The organism is Yersinia sp. Marseille-Q5920 (assembly GCF_946902935.1).
GTDB lineage: Bacteria > Pseudomonadota > Gammaproteobacteria > Enterobacterales > Enterobacteriaceae > Yersinia > Yersinia rochesterensis.
Map to the genome: position 1 here is coordinate 66,790 of NZ_CAMPQA010000017.1, position 10,370 is coordinate 77,159.

Genomic DNA, 10,370 nt, shown 5'->3' on the forward strand with positions numbered 1-10,370 from the left:
CAGTGGGCAGTGAATGCTGTGCCGGATAATGTAGATTATTTCTATTCATTTTCTCAGTGGTGGCTTTTTAAGTTTCCTTCCCCTAATAAGGAAAGTCGATGTCCTCTTCAAGCTTCCAAAATGAGATACCTAAAGCACGCATTAATATTAAATTAGACCTGCATACAGGCGGCGCTCAAAAGAAAATGGAGCTGCCTTTGAAGTTGTTGGTGATGGGTGATTACAGCAACGGCCAGGAACAACGCCCGCTGTCTGAACGTGAAAAACTCAATATCAACAAAAATAATTTCAACAGCGTGTTGGCCGAGTTCCAACCGAGCCTGAAATTAACGGTGCCTGATACGTTGGCAGGGGATAATACCGATACCGCCGTATCCCTGACCTTCCGCGACATGAAAGATTTCGAGCCGGAAAGTGTCGCCCGTCAAATTCCACAACTGCGTGCCTTGCTGGCAATGCGCAATCTGCTGCGTGATCTCAAGTCCAACTTACTGGACAACGCCACTTTCCGCCGTGAGCTGGAAAATATCCTCAAAGACGAGGCACTGAGCGATGAGCTGCGTGCTGAACTGGCGGCATTGGCCCCCAAAGACTGTTAATCGCCGGATTGGCTGCTTGTAGAAAGAAGAAAAGGAACATGCTGATGTCTGTACAGGAAAACAGTGCGCAGGGTACTGCGACGACCGTATTAGAAAAGAACAACCCTGTAGTCCAGGGGGTTTATGCCTCTTTGTTTGAAAAAATTAATCTGAGTCCAGTCTCCTCATTGACGGGTCTGGATGCTTTCCAGAATAACGATACCATGGCGGAAGCGACCACTGATGAGCGTGTCACCGCCGCGGTCAGTGTCTTTTTAGACCTGCTGAAGCAATCGTCGAAAAAAGTGGAAAAGCTGGATAAAACCCTGCTGGATGGCCACATTGCGGCGCTGGATGATCAAATCAGTCGCCAGTTGGATGCGGTGATGCATCACCCTGACTTCCAACGGGTGGAATCGACCTGGCGCGGCGTAAAATCCCTTATCGATCAAACCGATTTCCGTCAAAACGTCCGTATCGAACTGCTGGATATCAGTAAAGATCATCTGGTGCAGGATTTTGAAGACGCCCCTGAAATCGTGCAAAGCGGTCTCTACACCCAGACTTACATTCAGGAATACGACACCCCCGGTGGCGAGCCGATTGCCGCCGCTATCTCCAACTACGAGTTTGACCGTAGCCCGCAAGATATCGCGTTATTGCGCAATATCTCCAAGGTCGCGGCAGCAGCCCATATGCCGTTTATTGGCTCAGTGGGTCCAGAGTTCTTTGGTAAAGAGAACATGGAAGAAGTGGCCGCCATCAAAGATATCGGTAACTACTTTGACCGTGCCGAATACATCAAGTGGAAAGCCTTCCGCGACTCAGATGATTCCCGCTATATCGGCCTGACCATGCCGCGGGTGCTGGGGCGCTTGCCTTACGGTCCGGACACGGTGCCGGTACGCAGCTTTAACTACGTAGAGCAGGTGAAAGGGCCGGACCATGACCGTTATCTGTGGACCAACGCTTCGTTTGCCTTTGCCGCCAATATGGTGAAAAGCTTCATCAAAAACGGCTGGTGTGTGCAGATCCGTGGCCCGCAGGCCGGTGGCGCGGTGACCAACCTGCCTATTCACCTGTACGATTTGGGTACCGGTAATCAGGTCAAAATCCCGTCAGAAGTGATGATCCCGGAAACGCGCGAATTTGAGTTTGCCAATCTGGGCTTTATTCCGCTGTCGTACTACAAAAACCGTGATTACTCGTGCTTCTTCTCGGCCAACTCTGCCCAGAAGCCTGCGCTGTATGACACTGCTGATGCCACTGCCAACAGCCGTATTAATGCCCGCTTGCCATACATCTTCTTGCTGTCACGCATTGCTCATTACCTGAAGCTTATTCAGCGCGAGAACATCGGTACCACCAAAGACCGCCGTCTGTTGGAGCTGGAGCTGAATAACTGGATCCGTGGGTTGGTGACGGAAATGACTGATCCGGGTGATGACTTGCAGGCTTCCCATCCGCTGCGTGATGCAAAAGTCACGGTGGAAGATATCGAAGACAACCCCGGTTTCTTCCGCGTGAAGTTGTATGCCGTCCCGCACTTCCAGGTTGAAGGTATGGACGTGAATCTGTCATTGGTTTCCCAGATGCCGAAGGCGAAAGCCTGATTGTCATCATTTTTCAAACTGCAGCATTGTTGGCTATGCCCATTCACCCCACTCAATGACCGGGGTGAATGCCCTTGCCGTAATTTGAAATTCATCGGGCATGATTGTACGCAAGGAAGTACCCATGAAGATTGAACGTCCTCTGTGGACTCGCGGAGTTTTGATTTCCCCGCAGCAATTTCAACAACAGGCTTCTTGGGAGGCCTGGACCAATGAATGCATCGCACAAATGGGCGTCATGCATCCCTGGGGAGTCCTTCAGGCCACTTTTGCATTAGATGCATTGGCTCAAGGCCGCCTGAAAGCAGAACGTTTGCACCTTCGTTTTCAGGACGGTGTCCTGGTGGACACTGATTGTGCTGATGTGTTGCCCCCGACACTGACACTGGCCGCGAATCTGCCGCCGGAGGCCACCGAAGCCACGGTTATGCTGGCGATGCCACAACTGTATGCCAACGGGGGTAACTGCCTGCAACCCGATGAGCGGGGCGAACGGCCCGTGCGTCATCGTCAGGCTTGGCGCGATGTACAAAATCAGTATGGGGATGATAAAAAGCAGGTCGCGGTGATGTACCACCAACTGACCCTGCGGTTGGACAGTCAGGAAAACGGCGATTATCAGGTCTGTCCGGTGGCGCGTTTGCTGCGGGATGCGCAAGGTCGCTGGACACTGGATCCACGTTTTATCCCGCCTATGCTGAGCTTGCAGGCCAGTGCCTGGTGTGGCGAACAGCTGGAATTACTGATGGTGCAGCTTCGGGCGCGTTTACAGCGTCTGATGGGCATGCGCCGGGAAAGCAATGCACGAATGGCTGATTTTGCTGTCGCGGATGTGTCGCTGTTCTGGCTGCTCAACGCCCTTAACAGCGCTGAGCCGGTGCTGGGGAATTTTCAGCGTTATCCACAGATCCACCCAGAACGGCTGTATCAGGAACTGGCAAGACTGGCGGGCAGTTTGCTGACGTTTTCCCTTGAACACGAGGTGACAGCGATCCCAGCCTATCAGCATGAACACCTGACCCGCGTCTTTCCTCCCTTATTTGCTTTGCTGAATATTCTGCTGGAAGCCAGCCTCCCTTCACGGGTGGTGGCGATTGAGCTGGAGCATGAACCGCGTATCAATCAGTGGCGAGCGACCCTGCGTGATCCTCGCTTGCGTGAGGGGGCCGATTTCTATCTGTCGGTACGTTCCACTCTGTCTTCAGCGCAGTTACAAACCCAGTTCCCGCAGTTGTGTAAAGCCGGCGCGCCGGATGATGTCGGTAATGTGGTGAATGTTGCACTGAGCGGGATCCCGCTGCGTCCCCTGAGCCATGTCCCTGCCGCCATCCCCTTGCGCCTGGAAAATCAGTATTTCTCCCTTGATCTCAGCCACCCTGCTGCGAAGCAGATGATGGAGGCAGGGGCTTGTGTGTTCTATGTGCCTGGTACGCTGGGTGAGATCCAACTGGAATTGTTTGCGGTGTTGCGCGCATGAACCATCAAATAACTGAACACTCCCCTACGGGGAATATTGATGCATTACTACAGGATACCTGGCTGCAGGTGATCAGCCTGCGTCAGGGAATGGCCTGCTCCGAAGGTGAAGGGCAGGCATTTTGGCAACGCTGTGTTGCAGACATTGAACGTGTCCATCAGGCGCTGAAAGACGCCGGCCACAGCGAACAAAGTTGCCAGCACATCAGGTACGCACAATGTGCTCTGCTGGATGAAACTGTGAAAGGCCGCGGTGTACAGGATGATGCCTACTTTGTGTGGTGTCACTCGCCCTTGCAGGCGCATTTTTTCAACACTCTAGATGCCGGTAACCAGCTTTATGAGCAGATGCGCACCGTGTTGCGTGAGCCCGCACCAGATAGTGCAGTACTGACCTGTTTTCACCGGGTGTTGATGTTGGGGTTCCTCGGGGGATATCGCTCTATTGCGGTACCTGAACGGGAACAACTGGTCAGCCAACTGACCGCACGGGTACCGGCGTTCAGCTTTTCACCATCACGTGGGATCTTGGCAACTGCCTCATCCCGTAACCGTCTTGGGGTCTGGCTGCGTTACTGGCCAGTGCGACTGGGGTTGGCTGCGCTGATGGTCGCGCTGCTGTGGTGGGGTCTTGACCACTGGCTATCTGGTTTGTTACCGACACTGTTACCGGGGCCAATGTGATGAGTCCGCTGTGGCGATATGGGTTATGGCTATGGGCGGGTCTTCTGGCGGGCATATTGTGTCTGGCGTTCTTGCCTTTCTCCCCGTTAGTCGGCTGGCTTATGTTGTTGCCGGTTGCCCTTATTTGTCTGGTGGGGATAGGGCGGGCTAGACGTCAACCGAACAGGGCACTCTCTAAACCCCCGTTCTCCGGGCTACCCCCTGAAAACCACCGTTTACCGGTGGTGCTGGTCTGTGGTGATGGTCTGGCATCATTATTTGGCACCGAGAGGATGCTGCAGACGGCACAAGGCTGCTGGCTGCGAGTGGATGAGATAAACAGCCTACAACTGTTTACCCGACAGCTTCTGTGGCAGCGGCCTGAATGGGCCGCTCAGTTGGCGGTGATGGTGGTGGTGAACCCGCAGCAACGCAGCGATGAGCGCCTGCTGGCCACCGATCTGCAAGAGCTGCGCTGGCAACTGATGCAACTGCGTAGCGATAGCCGCCATCACATTCCCTTACTGGTGAGCAGCACGGTGGCCACTTCGGTTGCCAGTGATGTGGTTTGGCTGTCACAGCAGCAGACACCGCCGCTGACGCTCTGGTCAACCGTCTCGACGCCGGGATCTCTGGCCGACTGGCAACGCGCACAAAGCAGTGTAGTACAGGCGGAACGACTGAAACAGGCGGTGTTGTTCAGCAGCCATCATGGCTGGTTGAAGATGCAGGTGTTTTCAGTGTTGCAAGTGCGCAATGAGGATGTGGCGCCGGTCGCTGTGCAGCAGATTATTCAGCAGCAGGTTGCTGGTCTGCCAGATATAGAGCAAAGCTCCCTCTGGCAACATTGGCTAACCGCCCATACCTCGCTGACACAGGTGTCCGGTTGGCATCCACCGCCAGCGGCCGCACATGACGGATTACCTTTGCCGGATTTTGTCTTTTCAGCGCTTCCCCTTGGCAGTGGCGTGTCGTCACGTCGTCGGGTGCTGCGCCATGGTGTCACCTTACTGACGCTGGCGGTGATGGTGGCTTTGTGCAGCAGTGCCTGGCAAAACCGGCAACTGTTGCAGCGGGTGACCTTTGATATCCGCCATTACTACAGTGTTGCCATGACCGATCACGCCCCTAAAGCGCAGGCCGTTGCGGTATTACGGGCGGATGCGGCGGAACTTGATAACGGGTTCCGCAATGGTGAGCCACTGCGTCTGGGACTGGGTTTGTATCAAGGATGGCGTCTGCGACTGCCTTTACTGGCCGCAGTGAAAACTTATGTGCCACCACCGGCTGCGATAGGTAAAGAAACACCCACTACAGTCCGCCTTGATAGCCTGTCACTGTTTGATGTGGGCAAATTTCAACTCAAGCCCGGCAGCATCAAGATGCTGGTTGATGCATTGATGAATATCAGAGCCAAACCGGGCTGGTTGATTGTGGTCGCCGGGCATACCGACATTACCGGTGATGCACCGGCCAACCAAATTCTGTCGCTTAAGCGCGCCGAAGCATTACGCGATTGGATGCTGTCAACCAGCGACGTCTCGCCGACCTGCTTTGCGGTGCAAGGCTACGGGGCGACACGCCCGGTCGCGACTAACGATACGGCGGAAGGCCGTGCGGCCAACCGTCGGGTCGAAATCAGTCTGGTACCGCAGGCTGATGCCTGCCAGGTGCCAGAAACAGTAAACCGGTCGCAGGAACACGCGGCCTCACTCAGTAAGTAACAAGGAGTTTTACATGGCAATTCCAGTCTATCTGTGGCTGAAAGACGACGGCGGTGCGGACATCAAGGGTTCTGTTGATGTGCAAAGCCGTGAAGGCAGCATTGAGATTGTGGCACAGGACCATAACCTGTACATCCCAACCGATAACAATACCGGCAAGCTGACTGGCACCCGTATCCACACCCCATTCGTTTTCACCAAAGAAATCGATGCGTCTACCCCTTATCTGTACAAAGCGGTGACCACCGGTCAGACGCTGAAAACCGCCGAGTTCAAATGGTACCGTATTGATGACGCAGGCCAGGAAGTTGAATATTTCAACACCAAACTGGAAAACGTCAAAGTAGTCAAAGTCGCGCCGAAAATGCACGACGTCAAAGATCCGGCTAAAGAGAAGCACAATCACCTGGAACTGGTGGAATTGCGCTACGAAAAAATCACCTGGACCTTCAAAGACGGCAACATCATTCATTCCGATTCCTGGAACGAACGCGCTACGGCGTAATAACACCCAGCAGACGGTTCGCCGTCTGCTTTTTTTGTGTTTTTAGCTAAGCATCGGCTCATCGGTATTCCGCTAAACGCATTGATATTTTATCAGATGACCTTATGGGCCTTGGTTTATGGCTATGGGCGGTAGCGTGCCTGACAGGGTAAATGACACACAAGGAAGAGAATTTATGACAACGCATTCAGCACACTTATTACGTCGGTTAAATCCCTATTGCGCGCAGGCACTGGCCGGTGCTGCAACCCTGTGTCAGACCCGTGCCCATGCCGAGATAACCGTTGAACATTGGTTGTTGAAACTGCTGGAACAGGGTGAAGGCGATATCACGGTGATTGCCCGTCGTTATGAGTGGGACATGGACAGCCTGTGGCAGGGGTTGCTGGCCCATCTGGATACTTTGCCGCGCACGGTGCAGGGCAAACCTCAGTTGTCAGCCGCGTTACAGCAACTGATCAAAAGTGCCTGGCTGGATGCCTCGTTGCAGGAAAATGCTGATGCGGTGCGTTCCGCCCATCTGTTATCTGCTCTGATAAATTCGCCATCATTATTGGCCGCCGATGCCGCCTGGCCGTTGCTCAGCCTGAGTACCACCCAGTTACACCGCTTGCTACCGTTGTTGGATAGCCAATCCGATGAACGTCCTGAGGTGCAGCAGGCAGCGGCACTGGCAGACAGCCCGGTCAATCTGACCAATGAGGCAGCGACTACTACCTCTACCAGCGGCCAGCCGCAACTCAATGACGCCCTGCAAGCGGCGCTGGATAAATTTACCCTCGATGTTACTGCTAAAGCAAAAACCGGGCAGATTGACCCGATTTTTGGTCGCGACAGCGAGATCCGCCAGATGGTCGACATCCTGTCGCGCCGCCGTAAAAACAACCCGATTTTGGTGGGTGAACCGGGGGTCGGTAAAACCGCCTTGGTTGAAGGGCTGGCGCTGCGCATTGCCGAAGGTAACGTGCCGGATAGCCTGAAAACCGTCGGTGTGCGCACCCTGGACTTGGGCCTGTTGCAAGCCGGGGCGGGGGTCAAAGGCGAGTTCGAACAGCGGCTGAAAAATGTTATTGAAGCAGTGCAACAATCACCGACGCCAGTGCTGCTGTTTATCGACGAAGCCCACACCATCATCGGTGCCGGTAATCAGGCCGGTGGCGCAGATGCCGCCAACCTGCTGAAACCGGCACTGGCGCGTGGCGAGTTGCGCACCATCGCTGCCACCACCTGGTCGGAGTACAAACAGTATTTTGAGCGTGATGCCGCATTGGAACGCCGCTTCCAGATGGTGAAAGTTGACGAGCCGGACGACGCCAAAGCCAGCCTGATGCTGCGCGGCTTAAAGGGCCGCTACGCCCAGCACCACGGCGTGCATATTCTGGATTCTGCTATCACCGCGGCGGTTACCCTGTCGCGCCGCTTCCTGACCGGCCGCCAACTGCCAGACAAAGCGGTGGATCTGCTCGACACCGCCGGTGCCCGTGTCCGCATGAGTATCGACACCCAGCCGGCCGCGCTGATGGAAATTAACGCCGAACTGGCTGCATTGGCGATGGAGCAACAGGCCATCGAACAGGATTTGCTCCTGCTGCCGAGTATCGGTTCAACCCGCTTATCTGAGATTGACCAACGCCGCGCGGAACTGCTGGTTGGGCAGCAAACGCTTGAACAGCAATATGCAGCAGAGCAACGCCTCACCGCCCTGATTATCGACGCGCGTCAGGATATCGCCAACGCGGCACATCTGGCCAGGTTGCAGGAAGAGTTAAGTCAGATTCAGGGTAATGCGCCGCTGCTGTCGCTGGATGTTGATGTGCGCACGGTGGCAACGGTTATCGCCGATTGGACCGGCGTGCCGTTGAGCAGCCTGCTGAAAGACGAACAGACCGATTTATTGCAACTGGAAAACCACCTCGCGACCCGCGTGGTCGGTCAGGATGCGGCGCTGGTTGAGATGGCACAACGCCTGCGCGCCGCCAAAACCGGCCTGACGTCCGAAAATGGCCCGCTGGGGGTGTTCCTGCTGGTTGGCCCCAGTGGGGTGGGCAAAACCGAGACTGCGCTGGCACTGGCCGACACACTGTTCGGTGGTGAGAAATCGCTGATCACCATCAACATGTCTGAATATCAGGAGGCGCACACCGTTTCTCAGTTGAAAGGTTCGCCACCGGGCTATGTCGGTTACGGTCAGGGCGGCATTCTGACCGAGGCGGTGCGCAAGCGCCCGTACAGCGTGGTGCTGCTTGACGAAGTTGAGAAAGCGCACGCTGATGTCATTAACCTGTTCTATCAGGTATTTGACCGTGGCTTTATGCGCGACGGTGAAGGGCGCGAAATTGATTTTCGTAACACCGTGATCCTGATGACCGCCAATCTGGGCAGTGATCATCTGATGCAGTTACTGGATGAACAACCGGAAGCGCCGGATAGCACTTTGCATGAACTGCTGCGCCCGATCCTGCGCGATCACTTCCAGCCCGCGCTGCTGGCCCGCTTCCAGACCTTGATTTACCGCCCACTGGATGCCACCGCGTTGCGTACCATCGTCGAGATGAAACTGGCACAGGTCGCTAAACGCCTGAACAAACATTACGGCTTGCACTGCTCGATTGAAGAAAGCCTGTACGACACGCTAGTCGCCGCCTGCCTGCTGCCGGACACTGGCGCGCGCAACATCGATAGCCTGCTCAATCAGCAGATTTTACCGGTGCTGAGCCAACAACTGTTAAGCCGCATGAGTGAGCAACAGCGCACCACCTCGCTGGCCTTGGGCTGGGATGAAGCCGACGGCATTACCCTTGAATTTGAAGGAGGCGAAAAATGAATACCTCTCTCCCTGCTATTCGGTTTGACCATAGCCACCACAAACTGGTGGTCCGCGACAGCACGGCTCCCGCCGATGTGTTGGGTTTTGAAGGCCGCGAAAGCTTAAGTCAGCCGTTCTGTTACGACATTCAATTTACCAGCGCAGACAAGGCGATTGACCCGGCCACGATGCTGATGCAGGACGCGTCACTGACATTGGCGGCCCCGGTGGCCGAAGCCTTTGGCGTGACGGTTCAGCAGACCCAGCGGGTGATCCACGGCGTGGTGACCGGATTTAAACGCCTGTCTGCTTCAAAAGATGAATGCCGTTACGAACTGAGCCTGCAACCGCGTTTGGCTTTGTTGTCGCGCAGCCATCAGAACGGGATTTATCAGGACATGTCGGTGCCGCAGATTGTGGAAAAAATTCTGCGTGAGCGCCATGACATGCGCGGTCAGGATTTTGTCTTCACGCTGGCCCGTGAATATCCGCGCCGTGAGCAGGTGATGCAGTACGGCGAAGATGACCTGACCTTTATCAGCCGCCTGCTGGCGGAAGTGGGGATCTGGTTTCGTTTTACCGCTGACCCCAAGCTTAATATTGATGTGGTGGAGTTTTATGACGACCAGAGCTTTTACCCGACAGGTCTGACACTACAGGCGGTGCCGCCTTCGGGGATGCACGACAGCGGCGTGGAGTCGGTTTGGGACTTGTCCAGTGCTCATCAGGTGGTTGAAAAATCGGTCAGTACCGGCGATTACAACTACCGCACCGCGACTGCCGATATGATGGCCGGGGCAGACATCACTCGCGGTGATACCACCACCTACGGCGAAGCTTATCATTACGCCGATAACTACCTGACCGCAGGCAGCGAGGGGCGTGAGCCGGACAGTGAAAGTGGGGCATTTTATGCCCGCCTGCGCCATGAACGTTACCTCAATAATCAGGCACGTTTCGCCGGGGTGGCCAATGCGGCGACACTGGGGCCGGGTCAGGAACTGA

The 10,370-nt window shown here is 55.3% G+C and carries 8 protein-coding genes; all 8 read left to right on the top strand.

Annotated elements, in window-relative coordinates; translation table 11 throughout:
- Positions 1–98: 98 nt before the first annotated feature.
- Positions 99–599 (top strand): type VI secretion system contractile sheath small subunit, encoded by a 501-nt coding sequence (gene tssB / locus OVO64_RS19060; RefSeq protein WP_050115941.1) that lies wholly within the window; start codon positions 99–101, stop codon positions 597–599.
- A gap of 38 nt (positions 600–637) precedes the next feature.
- Positions 638–2,191 (top strand): type VI secretion system contractile sheath large subunit, encoded by a 1,554-nt coding sequence (tssC, locus tag OVO64_RS19065; RefSeq protein ID WP_145509639.1) that lies wholly within the window; start codon positions 638–640, stop codon positions 2,189–2,191.
- A gap of 124 nt (positions 2,192–2,315) precedes the next feature.
- Complete coding sequence (gene tssK / locus OVO64_RS19070) at positions 2,316–3,668, top strand: type VI secretion system baseplate subunit TssK (RefSeq protein WP_050292348.1); 1,353 nt, start codon at positions 2,316–2,318, stop codon at positions 3,666–3,668.
- Positions 3,665–4,351: a type VI secretion system protein TssL, short form gene (gene tssL / locus OVO64_RS19075; RefSeq protein WP_083162569.1), complete on the top strand. Its 687-nt coding sequence runs from the start codon at positions 3,665–3,667 to the stop codon at positions 4,349–4,351. The genes tssK and tssL overlap by 4 nt, the downstream gene beginning before the upstream one ends.
- Entirely contained in the window at positions 4,351–6,054 is a 1,704-nt protein-coding gene (locus tag OVO64_RS19080; protein ID WP_145509644.1) for an OmpA family protein, read from the top strand. Before tssL ends, OVO64_RS19080 begins: the two co-directional genes overlap by 1 nt.
- 13 nt (positions 6,055–6,067) lie before the next feature.
- Positions 6,068–6,559, top strand: coding sequence for an Hcp family type VI secretion system effector (locus OVO64_RS19085; protein ID WP_002210014.1), 492 nt, complete (start codon positions 6,068–6,070; stop codon positions 6,557–6,559).
- Between the two features lie 175 nt (positions 6,560–6,734).
- Complete coding sequence (gene tssH, locus OVO64_RS19090) at positions 6,735–9,383, top strand: type VI secretion system ATPase TssH (protein WP_145509638.1); 2,649 nt, start codon at positions 6,735–6,737, stop codon at positions 9,381–9,383.
- Positions 9,380–10,370, top strand: a 991-nt coding sequence (gene vgrG / locus OVO64_RS19095; RefSeq protein WP_267248947.1) for a type VI secretion system tip protein VgrG, incomplete at its 3' end; no start/stop codon positions are given. The genes tssH and vgrG, both read left to right, overlap by 4 nt.

Excerpts from the sequence above, each read along its gene's own strand:
- tssB (WP_050115941.1), top strand. The coding sequence starts at position 99 with ATGTCCTCTTCAAGCTTCCAAAATGAGATACCTAAAGCACGCATTAAT.
- OVO64_RS19085 (WP_002210014.1), top strand. The coding sequence starts at position 6,068 with ATGGCAATTCCAGTCTATCTGTGGCTGAAAGACGACGGCGGTGCGGAC.
- tssH (WP_145509638.1), top strand. The coding sequence starts at position 6,735 with ATGACAACGCATTCAGCACACTTATTACGTCGGTTAAATCCCTATTGC.
- tssC (WP_145509639.1), top strand. The coding sequence starts at position 638 with ATGCTGATGTCTGTACAGGAAAACAGTGCGCAGGGTACTGCGACGACC.
- OVO64_RS19080 (WP_145509644.1), top strand. The coding sequence starts at position 4,351 with ATGAGTCCGCTGTGGCGATATGGGTTATGGCTATGGGCGGGTCTTCTG.
- tssK (WP_050292348.1), top strand. The coding sequence starts at position 2,316 with ATGAAGATTGAACGTCCTCTGTGGACTCGCGGAGTTTTGATTTCCCCG.
- tssL (WP_083162569.1), top strand. The coding sequence starts at position 3,665 with ATGAACCATCAAATAACTGAACACTCCCCTACGGGGAATATTGATGCA.